Genomic DNA, 17,648 nt, shown 5'->3' with positions numbered 1-17,648 from the left:
AGCGCACTAAGGTTTGCGCTGGCATCCCAGCGCTTTATAATGCGCGCACTTTCATCTTTCTGTTAGGTATTGTGTTCCCATGGTTAAAAAACTTTATATCGAAACCCACGGCTGCCAAATGAATGAGTATGACAGCTCACGCATGGTTGACTTGCTGGGCGATCATCAAGCTATGGAGACCACTGATAACCCCGCAGAAGCGGATGTGATTCTGCTCAATACCTGCTCGATTCGTGAAAAAGCACAAGAAAAAGTGTTTTCCCAATTAGGTCGCTGGCGCGAGCTAAAAGCAGAGAATCCTGATCTAGTGATTGGGGTTGGTGGCTGTGTTGCCAGCCAAGAAGGCGAAACCATTCGCAGCCGTGCGCCCTATGTCGATGTGGTATTTGGCCCACAGACCTTGCACCGTTTACCAGAAATGATTGATGCAGCACGGGATACCGGCAAGCCGCAAGTGGATATTTCGTTTCCTGAAATTGAAAAGTTTGACCGCCTACCCGAGCCACGCGTCGATGGGCCTAGCGCTTATGTTTCGGTCATGGAAGGCTGCAGTAAATACTGTACTTTCTGTGTTGTGCCCTATACCCGCGGCGAAGAAGTCAGCCGCCCCTTTAATGATGTCATGCTTGAAGTGATCCACCTCGCCGAAAATGGCGTACGTGAAATTACCCTACTGGGGCAAAACGTGAATGGTTACCGCGGCAGTACAGCCGATGGCCAACTGATGGACTTAGCTGACTTAATTCGTGCGGTGGCTGCAGTCGATGGGATTGATCGTATTCGCTACACCACATCCCACCCCCTAGAGTTTTCAGATTCGCTGATCCAAGCCCACGCTGAAGTACCTGAACTGGTTAAGTATCTGCACCTGCCAGTACAATCAGGTTCTGACCGCGTGTTAGCCAATATGAAGCGCAACCATACTGCTCTTGAATACAAATCACGGATTCGTAAACTTAAAGCAGCGGTGCCTGATATTTTAATCAGCTCTGATTTTATTGTCGGCTTTCCTGGTGAAACTGAAAAAGACTTTCAGCAAACTATGAAACTGATTGAAGATGTTGGCTTTGATTTTTCTTACTCCTTTGTTTACAGCGCACGCCCCGGCACCCCAGCCGCCGACCTACCTGACGACACCCCAGAGCAAGAGAAAAAGCGCCGTCTCGCTTTATTGCAACATCGCATTCAGCAACAAGGTTTTGAAAATAGCCGCCGCATGGTTGGTACCGTGCAACGCATCTTAGTCACCGACTATTCGAAAAAAGACCCAGGCAAGCTACAAGGCCGTACCGAGCACAACCGCGTGGTTAACTTCCAAAGTAACAACCCGCTCTTAATTGGCCAGTTCGTTGATGTTGAAATTCTCGAAGCTAAGCCGTTCTCCCTTGCTGGTAAGTTAGTAGATCCCGCTTAATTGCCCTCCTCACTAGCAGCTCATACCCGAGCTGCTAGTACTTTAGTCCTAAGTAATCGCTGCTATTGACCCATTGCTGACTAGTAATGCCCATGCCACAGTAAGTCCATCTGTGTTGAGCTATCTAGAGGTGCTGTGATGAATTCTACTCGTTATGCTGGCCAATGTTTTTGTGGCGCAGTGCAACTCACTGCTACCGGCGCTCCTGAAGCCATGGGCTATTGCCATTGCCAGTCCTGCCGGCACTGGTCCGCCGGACCTGTAAATGCCTTTACCCTCTGGCAGCCTGCTGCGGTTGAAATCACCCAAGGCGCTGAATATTTACTGCGCTACCAAAAAACGCCACATAGCATTCGTCACTCCTGCGCTAAATGCGGTGGTCATCTATTAACTGAACACCCTGGTATGGGCTTAACTGATGTCTATGCCGCTATTTTGCCAGACCTTCAGTTTCAGCCAAGTGTGCATGTGCATTACCAAGAAAGCGTATTACCCATTAAAGACGGCCTACTCAAACTGCGTGATATGCCCGCCGAGATAGGCGGCTCAGGTGAGCTACTCGCCGAATAATCTCCCCCACCCTGGGTGGGCTTTATACAGTGAGCCAATTTTTACTGTTAGGCTCACTGTATTTTTTACGGACTTAGTACCGCTGTGGATAACCGGTAACTTTGGCAATACTGCGATATAAAGGCTGTAAACGCCGATACATTTTTTTATACACCTGATGATATAGCCGTTGATACAGCTGATGATTTGCAGCATTAGGATAAAACGTCTGCCCAGTCTGGGTCATCGCTGCTAGCGCTGCAGAAAAGCTGTTGTACCAACCGAATATGCACTAGCTCATAAAATATGGCTCTACCGTAACTCCAATCGATTCCCAGAGCCATGACTCTGCAACCGCCATAACATAAAAACCCAGAATATCCGCAAATCAACCTTATCATTCCAGTGGCCAAAGTAAGCCTAGTTGTATTGCTTGATAGCCATATATTCACTGATTCTGGGCTCGGCTTCGAATTTGGCTACGGCAAATTCTGGCAACAGCTCAGACGCTTGCTTAACCAATTTCTCTGGTAAATCGCAAGGTGTCTTAATATTGACATTAATTAACTCATGCAGCAGAGCGTACAACCAATTTTGCCTCTACACTGACGTAAGTACACAAAAACCAGCATGCGGCTAATAATTGCGCTGTTCTACTTTCTGCTGCACCACAAGGCTGAACTGGTTAGGTTTCATGATTAGCGATGCTATCCGTGCAGCAACGCTTGTACTTTTTTCCACCACTACAGAAGCAGGGGTGTTTCGACTGTGCTTCATTTTGAATTACTCTGCACTTTGCTTTAATACTGCCAAAATTAGTTTTCCAAAGCCATACGCGCAATTTTTTCCAGCAACGAGCTTTGCGTCACCTCTTTATAGCGCAGCAAATCCAACGTATAGGTGCGCAATAACAATTGTGCAGCCGCTGTATTGAGCGCATCCGCAGGTTGGCCTGAAAAATCTTTCGCTACTAATTTGTAAACTCTGATCGCCTTATGCGGCGCTTGGTTGACTTGATTGCTGGTGCTACAAAAGAGCAAAGCTTCGTCACCATTTTTTTGTATAAACAGTTGTTGATAGCGGCTTGCAGGGTGTCCTTTAGGCTTAGGCGTCAGATAGTACGGCAGGCAAGTACGCTGCGGGTGGCCAGTTTTCTGAATTTTTCCAGTATTGACGCGTGCTGTTTCTAAGCTACAGCGCTCGGCAGAGCCTATGATTTGTGGCACTCGATTCGTTGTATAGCGGCTGATAACCACCTGCTGCTCGACATCCACCAGATAAAAACTGTCATTGCGTAAGCGGTCAACACACTCAGTATTCATTCCAGGCACTTCATAACGCAATCGCTGCTCATCGTCGTACAATTTGGCTGGTGCAATACTAAGTCGTCCCGACTTAAATTTAATATGTGTTACGGCAATATAGCTGGCCTTGCCTTTAGCCTTGTTAAAGTTACGCACCGCCACCAAAATAAATTGACCGTCTGGCACTTGAAAGCCATCAATACAGCCATCCACCAACACAGCCTCTTTTAAACTTAGCTCATAACGCAGCATGGCTAATTGTGGCGCGATAATCGGCGCGGCTTCTGGCTTAAAGCGTGCAACTTTATTTAGATCAATATTAAGGCCTTGTAACACCTTGGAATAGTGCTGCTCAAATGCCAGTAAACGGCTGACTTTTAATTGGCTGTAATAATCTAACTGCTGCAGCCGCTCTGTTTGTCCGCTGTGCTCTTTGCCTTGCGCAAAAGCCAACGCTTGCCAGAAGCTATTTAACTGTTTTTGCTCAAGCTCACCTTCATCATTCACAGCCAGTGCGCTAATGCTAGAGCCATTCTTTTTCTGCTCCGCATTAATGACCAAATAATTGCAGTGGGGGCTGAGCGCTTCAATGGCTGTCGGCTGGATGATATCCGCCGCAGCCAGATCCGTTTTTAGCTGCTGTAAAAAAGCCTGCCGCTGCTCTGCATGAGCGACCTCGCCGAGGTTATCAATCAACAGCAGCGGGCGTTGTAAGCGCTTTTCTTTAGCGCTTACAAATTGCAACTGACAATGAGTGGCTTGATACACCCGCGGCGTAAAAGCAATTTTACTGCTGGTTAAAATATTGCTGATGAGTCGCTGTAAGCGATTTTCGGCATGATTACGGCAACCTGCATAGTCTTTATTGGCAAAGCGCATATAGGGCATCTTGCTGTACCTGCGCCCGTCCACTTTTTTAATCACCTGCAGCGTTGTTTGGTTGGCAATCAACACGCGGTCTGCATCACCGACCAGCCCGAGTCCTGCGTTTTTTGCGCGAAAGCAGCTTAAAAAAAGCTTAAAGGTTAAGTCTTGAAAGTCGGGAGAGTAAAATAATTCATATTGCAACGCGTCAATATAAAACTCGCCTTTCTTGTTGGGCCCACCGGGTTGCACAGCAGCACCAAAATACAACTCACTGTTGTAATCCACCGCACCCAGTTCGCTGTACTGAGCTACATCCGCAAGCAACAGCAATTTAACTCTTAAAGCCAATACAGTTTGCGCAATTTGATGGGTATTAAAGTGCTGAATATAGTGCAGTTTTTGCGCCGTAAACTGCGCTTGAGGCGACAGATAGATCACCAAATACCGCACACCCGCATGTAAAACCTCATACTTTAACGCGCAGCTTGCTTTAACTCTGATTTTCTCAGCCACTGTTTGGCGTATTTCCTTATAAACAGCTTGCTGATGCGCCTCCCAACCCTGCTCTTTCGCTTTAGGTCGCTCCAGAATAAAGGCATCAATGCCCCAGCCTTCTTCATCATGAAACGCCAAGAGTTTTTGCAAAACCTGCTCGGCGGGTTCTTTGAGGTCAAACAACTGAGTGCGCGCCGGCGGTGCATAATGTGCAGGCTCTTGCAGCCCCCATTCAGCCGCCATATCAATCTGGTAGCCGCCTTTATGCGATGCATTGTTTTTCATTCTTGTTCTCCTTGTTGATCGTCCTCAGCCTTGCCTAATAGTGCTAAGAGCATCGGGCTGACACGTAACTGATAGTGCAGTTTGGCTTGATCTTTTAGTCTGTGATGAGGTTGGTAAAGCGGGATAGATTTAAACAAATTCAAATAAAACAGCTGCTCTTGCGCCATTTGCTCAGCACGGTCATTCAAGGCATTGCGACTGTAACGGGTGTTTAAATACACCGCGCGCACCTGCTGGATCTGCGGGTTATTGACACTCAGTTGCTGTAATCTGTGCAACCTTTGCAACGCTTGAGCATGAAGCTCTTGCCCTTGCTGACGGTGATTAGCACCCATGCGCCAGTTCTTTGCGTCAACGGCAATCAGCTGCTGACCCACCCGACAATACATATCAAAGTCTTCATAGTAATGACTGCCAAGCTGCTCACACACTTGCTGGGGTGTGAGCGCCTGAATGCCGGCATGCTCAAGCACACGCTGCACTTGCCACTCACCGATATTACCCATTAGCAGTGGCAGCAATTTAGGGATAGGAATACTGTGTTGCAGTGGCTCTGGCTTCAACTTACGAAAATCACTGAAGAGCTTTTGCTCCAAAGCAAACGTATTGTCACTCATATCTTGATGGTAGGGTGGCAACAGCTTCTCCGGCTGATAGGCCGTGGTGCCGCTGGCTAAATCAGTTAAACAATAAGGCTCATCGGCAGCCTGCGCGACAATCACCTGTTCCCAGTCGGCCTCGCGGGTGAGGTAAAAATGACCTATGCAGTGGGCTAAAAAAGAATCTTTCTTAACCCACGCTGTGCGCTGCAGGCGGGCAATATAAGCTTGAGGATTCTGAAAACTATCACTGTGGCGCAGCGCCTCATTAAACGCGATCGCATCAGAATCACCTGCTTTCGCTTGCGGTAAAATCTGCTGCACAAAAATCTTTTCAAATGCATCGTAGTGCTGGCAGGCTTGCTCCACTTTGTCCTCAAAAGAGCGGCGCTGTTGCCCATCCGCAAAGCTGGCTTGCTGCAAGTGATGCAACGCATGCGTGGCCCAGGCATGATTGTGCAAACTTAAGGAGGCTAGCAACACCTGGGCGTCCGGATGACGTTTTAAATCACGAAATACCCGCATAGCATTAAGCTGCACATCGTAAGGCAGCTGAATATAGCCTTCCATAATGGCATCGCGCCGCTCGGTGCGCCCAAAGGTTTGCATGGCTGTTTTATGCAATTCCACAACATGCTCCCTGTCCAATAAGCGCCCTGCATAAGAATCGACTAAATCAGTCTCAAACTCATCCACACGGCGCAAAACAGGGCCATGACTGTAGTGTTTAAGCAACGTAATATAGTTGGCCAAGGTATTGCGGCTACGGCTACCCGTCTGCGTATCCTTCTGAGTCACCTGACTCCAATAACTGCTGCATACCAATATCAAGCGCTGAAAGTCCACCTGAAACACCCGCTCATCAAGCAGGTAACTCACATAATGGTTCAGCCCGGTGCTCGCCCCTTTAAAATGCGACACCATGCAAATGGTTAGATCAGGCCGATCAACTCGCAGGTACTCACGCACCTGATCTTCACGGTTGAGCCGAGAATCAAACATCACCACACGCAGCGGGTTTTTGTCTTTAAACGGCCGAAACTCAAAGACTCGATGTAAATCCTGACCTTGGCGTTTATCAATTACCACCAGCCCCCGTTCAGGGGTGGAGCTGTGTGTTTGAGCATCCAAATACAAGCCCAGTACGCGAAAAAAACGACCACTTAAGCCAATACTTAAAGAGTGATTTTCAGTATAGGCCGCCAACAAAACAGCTTGTAAATGCCGACAAAACTCACGATGGTGATAACGGTTATGCTTAATGTCGTGTAGGTAAGGCTGCAGCAGTTGCAACCAGCGCTCATACACCCGCACAAATGCTGGTTCATTCACGACAGGCGATAGCAGTCGCTGCTGCTCATCAAAGACTTCAATATTGACCGGCCGTATCTTGCTTCGTAGTGTGCGTACGCTAACGAGTGACTCGGTTGCTGCAAGATCACGGCGACGCGTGTGGAAGCCTAAAATACTGGCATAACGCTCTAAAAAAGGCCGACTGTATTGCCCATTATAGGTGCTAGGAAACCCTGCAGTAGCTGAAAGTAAAGTCACTGTATTGCGCGTTTGATACAACATGCGCAACAAACTAATTTCCGGTAACTCCTTAATCAACTCCATACGAAACTTGAGCAAAATCCAGCCCTTGACTTGCTCAGCCTTCATCATCACCTGATCGCGCGGCGACAAGGAAAACAGGGTTTTGGGCTGGAAGTAAGTGAAGAAATCATCAATAAACTGCGCATGATCACCTTGGCCAGCCAATAAGTATTTGGCCTCACCCTTGATCGCTTGCGCCTTACCAATAAAGCGCGATAACGGATTATTATGATTAGCCTGCTCTTGCTGGGATAGCATGTGTTGCACCCGACTGGGTTGCACTAAAGTGGCGGACGCCGCTAAGACAGCCGTCACCGTCTGATACAACTCATACAGACTAAAATTATTATCGTCTGCGTCATCAGCTGCCACATACATCTCGGTATATGAATAACGGCCATGGCTGCGTAAACGAATACGACGCAAATCATCTTCACGATAAAAGCGATGAATCTGATGACTAAACACATTGCCAATCAGCGCAATCACCTGCTCAGTGTTGCGCCCATCCACCACCACGTCCAGCAAGGTATTTTGAAACAATTGAGTCAGCTGCTTGAGCTCAAAGTCAGCCCTTAAATCACACTTGGCTAAAGCTTTTTTAATCTCATCGATATAGTCTTTGAGCGCTTCGTAATTCGGCGCGCGCGGATCATCCGCACACTCGTCCACAAACTCAATCACCCGATGCAAAGTGGCTAACAAGGAAGGGAGCTGCACATCATCACTGAGCAGTATTTTAGTAACGTTTTGCTGAAAGATCGCATAGGCGTCATGCTCTTCATCCAGCACCAACGTAAAACGAATATCGCGCAAGGCAACAGGTGAATCTGCATCATGCACAAAATACTGCGTTTTTAACGCGCCTATACGCTCCCCGTCGGGTAACTGCGCCAGCTCTCCCAGTGGGTTATCTGGCAAGACTTTTTTCTGCCCTAATAGGCAATCCAAAGGGCGCGTATAGTGTACAAAATGCCCCTCTTTACTCTGGCGCAGCAGAGTTACGCTGCCATCAAACTTCTTCGTAGTCGCCAGTAAAATACAGCGCTGATATAAGGCGGCTTGAAAAGGAAAAAGATGCTGCAACATACTGACAGCCAGTTGCGCCTTGCTCTGAAGGTCGTGCTCCGCTGCAGTCATCAGCGCCTCTATATCTGTGTTCAACTCATTGAGCAGCTCGACACACGCCACTTGTAAACGGCGCACCAGATTAAAATTGCTTTTATCGAGTTGATCTTGCAGTAATTGCTGCTCATCAACAAAGCCTGCATCCGCTTCTTCAGATAAGCGTCTCTCAAGACGCGCGTGAGTAAACAGCTCTTCTTCTAGCCGATTAAAAGCCACGAGGGCTGCGTTGGGTCCATCATTTAAGCTGCGTTTTAGTAACCCTGTTGCCTGCTTAATCCAGCGCTGGTAGCGATTTTTATTAGTGGCTTCTTCACCTTGCTGCTCTTGCCCCCAAGGAATAAAAGCCAAGTCAGCTAAGTCACCAATGGATAAAAAAGGCAAAACCTTAACCTGCTTGCGCTCAGCCAACTCGATGATTTGTGCTGGTAAATCTATCTGTGATTTGAGCGGCGTAATAAAAACCAAATTGCGGTGACCTTGGCCCGGCTGCACAGCCGGATTAATCGCACGGAGATATTGATAAAAAACGCTGAAAGTTTTACCGCTGGCTGTCCCATCCTGAGACTGAATTAACAGTGGTGTTTCACCTTCAGTGAATTGATAAAATTCACCGGCTTTTTGGCGGGCTTGATTAACGGCTTGCTGCAAATCATCAGGTAAGGGTTGCGCTAATAGGGCCATAGCTGCTCCTTGTTTATTTTAAACGTTTTAAGGTCTGAAAATTTAGCCAACAAGGATTACAGCAAAACTAAGCGACAGATTCGGTCGCTTTACTATTGATATAGCCAGGTTAATTATAAAGAATGCTAATTTTGCATTTATGGTTCCAGCGAAAGCCTTTCACGCTGCGCGAATATAGAAAGCACAATCCAAGCTCCCAGTTTCTGTGGTTATGAGTCAAACGAATCAGCCAATCAACAATTTCAGTGTTTTGATGGCTAAGCTTGGCTTGATAACGATAACAATTTTCACTGATACTAAAACAAAGTATGTCAAACATATACTGATTGCTTTTCATTCACTGCTCGTTGTGCCATCTCACGACGCTGAGACTGCTTCACCAATTTTTTCGATGGCCTCTTTAAGAGGCTCGACTTTCAAACGTTCCTTAGCTCACACGTTGTTCTTCTTCAAGCTCTTTTAAGCTCGTCATCATCAATGCATCCATGCCGTCAGACTCGGTGCGTTATTTATAAAAGATTGCGCTGCTAATCCCATGCTCACGATACAGCTCAGGAGCTGGTACACCGTCTTTGGCTTACTTCAAGACTGAGAAGATTTGGCTGTCAGTAAATCGTAGTTTTTGACCGCTACGCATTACTGCGTTGCATACAGCTTATGGAAAACTCTACTTGAGAGCACTGCTATTTTTCGGAGGAATTACCGTTACTTATTAATTACTTAAAGCCTATCCAACCCATTACTATAATTGACTACCGTCAATTCAAGCAGGAAAAACCCACAATCTGGTCACCCTCTTGCCATGGCTGATATTTATGCATGACTTGCAAAAACAAAGGATGCTGCAGCCAGGCATTTAGCCAGCGCTGCAAGTTAGGATAAGGTAACTCAGCAAATACCTGTCGATCGACATGGGCGAACTGGCGAATAAACGGCATGATACCGATATCGGCAAGACTGATTTTATCGCCTAAGAGAAAACTCTGATTTAGCAGCAGCTGCTCCAACTGCTGCAAGAAAACCTCGCCTTGCAGCCGATATTCGAGCTGAGTCATTTCAGGATAGCGATCAGCGTATTTATAGCGATCTAACCAATGCTTAAACTGCCGATCATTCTGCTCAATTAATGCGTAGCCTTGAGTCAAGGTAGATTCATCAAGTAACTGCTGTGGATCCTGCTGCTGCAAAGCCCAGCGCATAATATCAAGACTTTCATCAATCACTTGCCCATCGGGCAGTTGCAAAACAGGTACTGTGCCTTTGGGACTAATTGCCAACATCTGCGCTGGCTTGTTGCGCAACACAATCTCACGTAACTCAACCTGCGACCCTGCAAATAAAATCCCCAACCGCGCTCGCATCGCATAGGGACAACGGCGGAAGGAATAAAGAATCGGTAATAAAGTAGCCATAGATAGGATCATACACGACGAGGTAAAAATCGCAGACGAAAAAAAAGAGTCTTTCGACTCTTTTTTATAATTCAGCTTATCGCTAAATTTGGAGCGGGAAACGAGACTCGAACTCGCGACCCCAACCTTGGCAAGGTTGTGCTCTACCAACTGAGCTATTCCCGCAGAATGTGGCGTCCCCTAGGGGGTTCGAACCCCTGTTACCGCCGTGAAAGGGCGGTGTCCTAGGCCTCTAGACGAAGGGGACGCAGGTTGGAAACTTGGTTTCCTACTTCTTAAAACGACTAAGCTTTTGCTTGTTTGTCTCTGGAAGTGGCGCGTATATTAGAGTAGCTTTCAGGATCCGTCAAGCACTTTTATTAAAATATTTTAAAATCACTGTTTGGCGGTTAATACGGGCATAAATAACAGCTCAACCTCGGTTGCCCAATCAAAGCTTTCGCCCTGCTCTAGCGCGGCAAAGCGACGATCTTCTAACTGTTGGAACAGCTCAATTTCAGCATCTGGCATATAGTGCAAACAATCACCGCCAAAAAACCAGAGTAAATCCCGTGGCACCAGATGAGCAATCTGCGGATAACGCTGAAAAATCTGGCAGATAATTTCTTGCCCTAAATACAAATCTGCTTGGCTTTGCTGCAGCTCTGCAACCATTTCATCAAAGCGCTCAATAAACAGCTCGCTATTGCCCTCTGGCATCAGCTCGATCTCTTGCTCAGCCACCGCCTGCAACACGGTGCGCACGTGGGCTAATAAGCTGAGTTGATGCTGCAAATAACTATCGGACATGTACTACCCTCCATAAAACTGCGGCGTAGAATAGCGCAGTTTGCTTGTTCTCGCTGAATTGATTGGCTTGACTGGTATTTCCAGTCAATAAAAAAAGCCCCCAAGTCCGAAGACTTGAGGGCTTTACCCTAAGACGACCAGCTATGCAGCTAGATAGGGTTACACACGCTCAAAAATGGTCGTGATGCCTTGGCCGAGACCAATACACATAGTCGCGATACCTAACTTACCATCATTTTGCTTCATCACGTTGAGTAAGGTTCCGGAGATACGTGCTCCCGAGCAACCAAATGGGTGACCTAAAGCGATCGCACCACCGTGCAAGTTAACCTTCTCTTCCATTACATTGAGTAATTTCAGATCTTTCAGTACTGGCAACGACTGCGCCGCAAAGGCTTCGTTGAGCTCCCAGAAATCAATATCTTCAATGCTTAAGCCAGCACGCTTCAGCGCTTTCTTAGTTGAAGGCACTGGGCCGTAACCCATGATTGCTGGATCAACACCTGCTACCGCCATGCCACGCACCACCGCCATTGGCTCAATGCCTAGGTCTTTAGCACGTTGCCATGACATCACGATCATGCCTGAAGCACCATCAGTGATCTGCGAAGAAGTACCTGCAGTTACTGTGCCGTTCTTTGGATCAAACGCAGGGCGCAGGGCGGCTAAGCTTTCAAGCGTAGTTTCTGGACGAATAGTTTCATCGTAATCAAATACTTTTAAGAAACCGTTCTCGTCGTAACCTTCCATTGGCAGAATTTCGTCTTTGAACTTACCTTCAACTGTCGCTTTTTGCGCTAAACGGTGTGAACGCTCACCAAAGGCATCTTGCTGCTCACGGGTAATGCCGTGCATTTTACCGAGCATTTCCGCGGTTAAGCCCATCATGCCTGAGGCTTTAGCAGCGTGCAGCGACATATGTGGGTTTGGGTCCACACCGTGCATCATGCCAACGTGGCCCATGTGCTCAACACCACCGATCACAAATACATCACCGTTACCGGTTTGAATTGCTTGAACTGCGGTGTGCAGTGCGCTCATGGACGATCCACATAAACGGCTAACGGTTTGTGCCGAGCTGGTGTGCGGGATTTGCGTCATTAACGACGCCATACGCGCAATGTTCCAGCCCTGCTCTAGGGTTTGGTTAACGCAGCCCCAGATTACATCTTCAACTTCTGATGGGTTAACTTTTTCGTTGCGATTCAACAATTCACGAATTACGTGTGCTGATAAATCTTCAGCACGAGTGTTACGGTGCATGCCGCCTTTGGAACGACCCATTGGGGTACGGCCAAAGTCAACAATGACTGCATCTCTTGGATTTAAGCTCATTTCTATACTCTCGCTCTAATCTGTCCGCAATTAACCGAAGAACTTCTGGCCATTTTTAGCCATTTCACGAAGTTTTTCAGTTGGATGGTATAGCGGTCCTAAATCTGCATACTTGTCAGCTAAGGCCACAAACTCGGCTACACCGATGCTATCAATGTAACGTAACGCACCACCACGGAATGGAGGGAAACCAATACCGTAGATCAAGCCCATATCGGCTTCAGCTGCGGTTTCAACAATGCCATCTTCTAGGCAGCGTACGGTTTCTAAGCACAGAGGAATCATCATCCAGTTAATGATGTCTTCGTCGGTTAGCTCTAGGTTTTCGTAAACAATTGGGGCTAATACGTCTTTAATCGACTCATCCACCACCTTTTTCGGCTTGCCACGCTTATCCGTTTCGTAAGCGTAGAAACCTTTACCGTTTTTCTGACCTAAACGATTGGCTTCGTATAAGGCATCAACCGCTGAACGACGCTCGTCCTTCATACGATCTGGGAAACCTTCAGCCATTACGTCACGGCCATGGTGACCGGTATCAATTCCCACTACGTCCATCAGATACGCAGGACCCATAGGCCAGCCAAAACGCTCCATGATTTTATCGATGCGGACAAAATCTACACCAGCGCTGACTAACTTGGCGAAACCACCAAAGTAAGGGAAGAGTACGCGGTTAACTAAGAAGCCTGGGCAGTCATTAACCACGATTGGGTTTTTACCCATTTTCTTAGCGTAAGCTACTGTCGTTGCTACCGCTTCTTCTGAGGAGTGCTCACCACGGATCACTTCAACCAATGGCATCATGTGCACTGGGTTAAAGAAGTGCATACCGACAAAGTTTTCTGGGCGCTTCAGCGCTTTTGCCAGCAGGTTAATTGAGATTGTTGAGGTGTTAGAAGCCAGAATAGTGTTCTCGCTAACATTTTGCTCAACTTCTGCCAGCACTGCGTGCTTAACTTTCGGGTTTTCAACTACTGCTTCAACCACCAGATCCACAGTATTAAAGTCACCGTAGGATAAGGTTGGGCGAATACGATTTAATGCCTCAGCCATTTTCAGTGGAGTTAAGCGCTTACGCTCAACACGCTTAGCAAATAACTTAGCGGCTTCTTCTAGACCGGTTTCGATACCCGCTTCATTGATGTCTTTCATCAAAATTGGGGTACCTTTGAGGGCTGACTGGTAAGCAATACCGCCACCCATGATGCCAGCACCTAAAACTGCAGACATTTTTACGTCGGATGCTAGTTTGTCGTACTCTTTCGCTTTGTGCTTAAGTGCCTGATCATTAAGGAACAGACCCACTAAGCTAGCCGCTACTGAGGTTTTAGCTAATTTAGCAAAGCCTTTAGCTTCTACTTCTAATGCTTTATCACGGCCCATGTTGGCCGCTTTTTGCATGGTTTTAATCGCTTCAACTGGCGCTGGGTAGTTGGGGCCTGCTTTACCAGCCACAAAACCTTTAGCGGTTTCAAACGCCATCATTTGCTCAATGGCATTTAATTTTAGCTTTTCTAACTTCGGCTGACGCTTAGCTTTATAGTCTAGCTCGCCTGCAATAGCACGCTTAAGTAAGTCTAAAGCAGCTGGCTTTAACTGATCCTGGCTCACGACCACATCAACTAAACCAACTTTCAGCGCTTCTTCAGCACGGCCTTCTTTACCGGCTGCGATCCACTCAATGGCGTTATCAGCACCAATTAGGCGCGGCATACGCACAGTTCCACCGAAGCCTGGGTAGATACCTAACTTAACTTCTGGCAAGCCGACTTTGGCGCCATCAGCCAGTACGCGGTAATCAGCCGCCATACACATTTCTAGACCACCGCCTAAGGCAATACCATTAATGGCAACTGCGGTAGGTACCGCTAGGTCTTCAAAGGCATTAAAGATTTGGTTGGCTTCTAGAGTGAACTGAGCCAGCTCTTCTTCGCTGCGGTTAAAGTTATCGGCAAACTCGGTAATGTCAGCACCGACAATAAATACGTCTTTACCACTGCTAACTAATACACCTTTAACCGAACTATCAGCCGCGATGGCGCTAGTGGCTGCTTGTAATTCTTCTAAAGTTTGACGGTTAAACTTGTTTACGGACTCACCATTGAGGTCAAATTTTAACTCAACGATGCCATCTTCAAGTGCCTTAACCGTGATGGCTTTACCTTCGTAAATCATCAACTGATCTCCACGCTAGGGAAGCTGAACAAGAACATCGAGTCCAAAGCCCTTTGCTGCTTTAGTTCGATGCATGAGCGACAAAACAGTTTTCATACGCTCGTTTGATTTGGTGTACACACTTTCAAGAAAATAACCGCGCTTGTCAATCAAAGCGCCGAGTTTTTCTGTAATAAAACTTATAAACCTTTGTGATTACAGACTAAAGAATTAGTTTCCTTACTCCCAACCTCGCTTTTGCCGAACAGTTTTTACTCCACTTGCGGCAATGCGTGCAGTCCATTTATTTTTCCAGTAGTCTAGCCTTAAGATGTTAAAGCGCCTCTGCGTTAATCCCTTAAGGAGAGTCACCATGTGCTACACACATATTCTGGTTGCAACTGACCTTGCTGAAGACTGCCATCCCGTACTAGAGCGTGCCAATGCAATTGCCGAACGCTTTAATTGCATGTTGTCTTTTTTACATGTAGTTGAACCCATGTCCGTAGCCTTTGGCGCCGATGTACCGATGGACTTATCACTGCTACAAGAGCAACAAACCGAGCAAGCACGGGAAAAGCTCGAAGCCTTTACAGCAGGTTTTCCACGGATCACCCCCGACCACTGCCATTTACGCGTAGGCCAGCCAAAACATGAAATTCATGAAATGGCCAGGGAACAAAAGGTTGATTTGATTGTAGTTGGCAGTCATGGACGCCATGGTCTAGCCCTGCTATTGGGCTCTACTACCAATGATGTGTTATCCAAGGCACCCTGTGATGTACTCGCGGTTGCCCTCAATAAGCAAGAAACAGAAGACACTGAGTAGTAAAAGCACCGCTCTCTTTTTTCGCTAAAGCCAGCACAACTGCTGGCTTTTTTACGTCAAGCATTACTTATCGCTAACAGACAGTATTCAAGCATTCGTTTTAAATACCACGCTTAACTAGAATAAAGAGTCTTCGGTATGCAAAAAACGGCAAAAACATTCCTTTATAGCAGCCTATTCGTAGCGTTATTTAGCGCTTCAGTACAGGCCAAACAAGCTCCTGTCATTACGGTTGATGCAGCGCAACAAGCCGCTATGCGTTATGACGTGGAAATGGATATTTTTCATCCGGTCTACGCCAAGCAAGGCATGGTTGCCAGTGAGCAAATGCTTGCCACCGAAGTTGGCCTAGCCATTTTGCAACAAGGCGGTAATGCCATTGATGCTGCGGTTGCGGTAGGTTTTGCCTTAGCCGTAGTGCTGCCTAATGCCGGCAACATTGGTGGCGGTGGCTTTATGCTGTTGCATGATGCCAAAACTGGTAACAATACTGCGCTCGATTTTCGTGAAGTAGCCCCGGAAAAAGCCCACCGTGACATGTACCTAGATGCACAAAAAAATGTGATACAAGGTAAATCTATGTATAGCCACCAAGCCGTTGGAGTGCCAGGCACCGTAGCTGGCCTTGAGCTCGCGCTTAATAAATGGGGCAGCATGAACCTTGAGCAAGTGCTAGCGCCTGCAATTAAACTGGCTGAAGAGGGTTTTGTGGTTAGCGATACGCTGGCAAAAATTTTACAAGCCGAAGCAGATAATTTAAAAAAATGGCCCGCCTCTAAAGCCATCTTCTTTAATGGCGACGCCCCTCTAAAGTCGGGCGAGCGCTTAGTACAAAAAGATTTAGCACAATCACTTAATAAAATAGCTAAAGAAGGTAGCTCTGCTTTCTACAAAGGCGATATTGCTAAAGCCATTGTCGCCGAAATGCAAAAGCATGGTGGCATGATTCAGCTGCAAGACTTAGCCAGCTATAAAGCCATTGAGCGCGAAACTATTTCTGGTGAATACCGTGGTTATCAAGTGGTCAGCATGCCACCACCCAGCTCAGGTGGCATCCACTTGCTGCAAATTTTAAATATTCTGTCGCACTTTCCGCTGGCTGAGTTAGGGGCTAATAGCGCCGAAAGTATTCGCTTAATTGCCGAAGCCTCTAAATTGGCCTATGCCGACCGCTCAGAGTTTTTAGGTGATCCCGCTTTTGTGCAAATGCCCGTCCAAGGCCTCATCAGCAAAGGCTACGCCCAGCAATTAGCCAACAGCATTAAACCTAATCAAGTTCGTCCCGCTGCCGAGATCAAACCTGGCCAACCGCAACCCTTTGAAAGTGATCAAACCACCCATTATTCGGTGGTGGATCAGCAAGGCAACATGGTGGGCGTGACCTATACCTTAAATCTTAACTTTGGCAGTGGCATTGTCGCCGAAGGCACCGGGATTTTGCTGAACAACGAAATGGATGACTTTTCCGCCAAACCCGGCGTCGCTAACGCCTTTGGTTTAGTCGGTGGCGATGCTAACGCGATTGCGGCTGGCAAACGTCCGCTATCTTCCATGATGCCCACTTTTATCCTCAAGGATAATAAGCCGTGGATGGTAACAGGCAGCCCAGGTGGGGCGCGAATTATCACCACCGTTTTACAAACCGTCATTAACAGTATTGATTACGGTATGAACCCAGCGGAAGCGGCATCAGTGCCACGTATTCACCACCAATGGCAGCCTGATGAGTTACGGGTTGAAAAAGGCCTAAGCCAAGATACGCTAAACCTGCTCAACAATTGGGGCTACGATGTGCAAACCAAAGCCTCAATGGGCCGCACCCAAACCATTCAGATTCGTGATGATGGTTTCTACGGTTATTCCGATCCACGCAACCCAGATGGCGGCACCTTAGGCTACTAAGCCACTAGCCATTAACAAAACACCCCGTGCAGTACAAACTAGCGGGGTGTTTGCTTAGCAAGCAGCTAGTTAGCGCTCAAGATGCAAGAACTGCATATGCCGCTCATAGTGATTCAGAATATCGTTAATAATTTGATCTTGGGTGTAACCCACAAGGTCGTAATCTAAACTGTCTTCACGTAAAAACACTTCAGCACGGAAATAAGCTTCTGGCTCATCGTTTTCACCTTCAGTAACAAAACTTGGTTTTTGTGACTCAACCAACCATACCTGATAGATAAAATCGACCTCTTCTTGGTGCATTAC

General features: G+C 47.2%; 12 protein-coding genes and 2 tRNA genes. 4 read left to right on the top strand and 10 right to left on the bottom strand.

The genetic code is table 11. The features are described 5' to 3' along the window. Positions 1–79: 79 nt before the first annotated feature. Entirely contained in the window at positions 80–1,414 is a 1,335-nt protein-coding gene (miaB, locus tag AC2T15_RS02975) for a tRNA (N6-isopentenyl adenosine(37)-C2)-methylthiotransferase MiaB (protein ID WP_486778688.1), read from the top strand. 138 nt (positions 1,415–1,552) lie between these two features. Further along, complete coding sequence (locus AC2T15_RS02970) at positions 1,553–1,984, top strand: GFA family protein (protein ID WP_486778687.1); 432 nt, start codon at positions 1,553–1,555, stop codon at positions 1,982–1,984. Between the two features lie 73 nt (positions 1,985–2,057). Here the strand turns inward: AC2T15_RS02970 and AC2T15_RS02965 are convergent, their stop codons facing one another. The 9 genes from AC2T15_RS02965 to fadB all read right to left on the bottom strand — a co-directional run bounded on the left by AC2T15_RS02965 (position 2,058) and on the right by fadB (position 14,632). Beyond that, positions 2,058–2,210, bottom strand: coding sequence for a hypothetical protein (locus tag AC2T15_RS02965; RefSeq protein ID WP_486778686.1), 153 nt, complete (start codon positions 2,208–2,210; stop codon positions 2,058–2,060). A 568-nt stretch (positions 2,211–2,778) separates the two neighbouring features. Continuing rightward, the gene (locus AC2T15_RS02960) at positions 2,779–4,914 is read right to left on the bottom strand and encodes a hypothetical protein (protein ID WP_486778685.1); all 2,136 of its coding nucleotides are present in this window, start codon (positions 4,912–4,914) and stop codon (positions 2,779–2,781) included. Continuing rightward, the gene (locus AC2T15_RS02955) at positions 4,911–8,918 is read right to left on the bottom strand and encodes a hypothetical protein (RefSeq protein WP_486778684.1); all 4,008 of its coding nucleotides are present in this window, start codon (positions 8,916–8,918) and stop codon (positions 4,911–4,913) included. The genes AC2T15_RS02960 and AC2T15_RS02955 overlap by 4 nt, the downstream gene beginning before the upstream one ends. A 758-nt stretch (positions 8,919–9,676) precedes the next feature. Then, positions 9,677–10,330 (bottom strand): glutathione S-transferase, encoded by a 654-nt coding sequence (locus AC2T15_RS02950; RefSeq protein ID WP_486778683.1) that lies wholly within the window; start codon positions 10,328–10,330, stop codon positions 9,677–9,679. 89 nt (positions 10,331–10,419) lie between these two features. Further along, a tRNA-Gly gene (locus tag AC2T15_RS02945) sits at positions 10,420–10,495 on the bottom strand. A gap of 6 nt (positions 10,496–10,501) precedes the next feature. Next, positions 10,502–10,577: transfer RNA gene (locus tag AC2T15_RS02940), tRNA-Glu, on the bottom strand. A 128-nt stretch (positions 10,578–10,705) separates the two neighbouring features. Continuing rightward, positions 10,706–11,119 (bottom strand): PA2817 family protein, encoded by a 414-nt coding sequence (locus AC2T15_RS02935; RefSeq protein WP_053100034.1) that lies wholly within the window; start codon positions 11,117–11,119, stop codon positions 10,706–10,708. 159 nt (positions 11,120–11,278) lie between these two features. Further along, positions 11,279–12,454 carry an acetyl-CoA C-acyltransferase FadA gene (gene fadA, locus AC2T15_RS02930; RefSeq protein WP_486778682.1) on the bottom strand — a complete coding sequence of 392 codons (1,176 nt, stop codon included), beginning with the start codon at positions 12,452–12,454 and terminating at the stop codon, positions 11,279–11,281. A gap of 30 nt (positions 12,455–12,484) precedes the next feature. After that, positions 12,485–14,632, bottom strand: a complete 2,148-nt coding sequence (gene fadB, locus AC2T15_RS02925) for a fatty acid oxidation complex subunit alpha FadB (RefSeq protein WP_286593122.1) — start codon at positions 14,630–14,632, stop codon at positions 12,485–12,487. Between the two features lie 352 nt (positions 14,633–14,984). Here fadB and AC2T15_RS02920 point away from each other — a divergent pair, with 352 nt between their 5' ends. Together AC2T15_RS02920 and ggt are read left to right on the top strand one after the other, a co-directional pair. Further along, positions 14,985–15,440: a universal stress protein gene (locus AC2T15_RS02920; RefSeq protein ID WP_486778681.1), complete on the top strand. Its 456-nt coding sequence runs from the start codon at positions 14,985–14,987 to the stop codon at positions 15,438–15,440. 138 nt (positions 15,441–15,578) lie between these two features. Beyond that, the gene (gene ggt / locus AC2T15_RS02915) at positions 15,579–17,342 is read left to right on the top strand and encodes a gamma-glutamyltransferase (protein ID WP_053100039.1); all 1,764 of its coding nucleotides are present in this window, start codon (positions 15,579–15,581) and stop codon (positions 17,340–17,342) included. Between the two features lie 69 nt (positions 17,343–17,411). On the opposite strand, the gene AC2T15_RS02910 is transcribed toward ggt, so the two are convergent. Continuing rightward, positions 17,412–17,645 (bottom strand): hypothetical protein, encoded by a 234-nt coding sequence (locus AC2T15_RS02910; RefSeq protein ID WP_486778680.1) that lies wholly within the window; start codon positions 17,643–17,645, stop codon positions 17,412–17,414. Positions 17,646–17,648: the final 3 nt, after the last annotated feature.

This window comes from Thiopseudomonas sp. SA1F2-1K, assembly GCF_057443035.1.
This window is presented reverse-complemented; position numbering and strand designations above follow the sequence as displayed.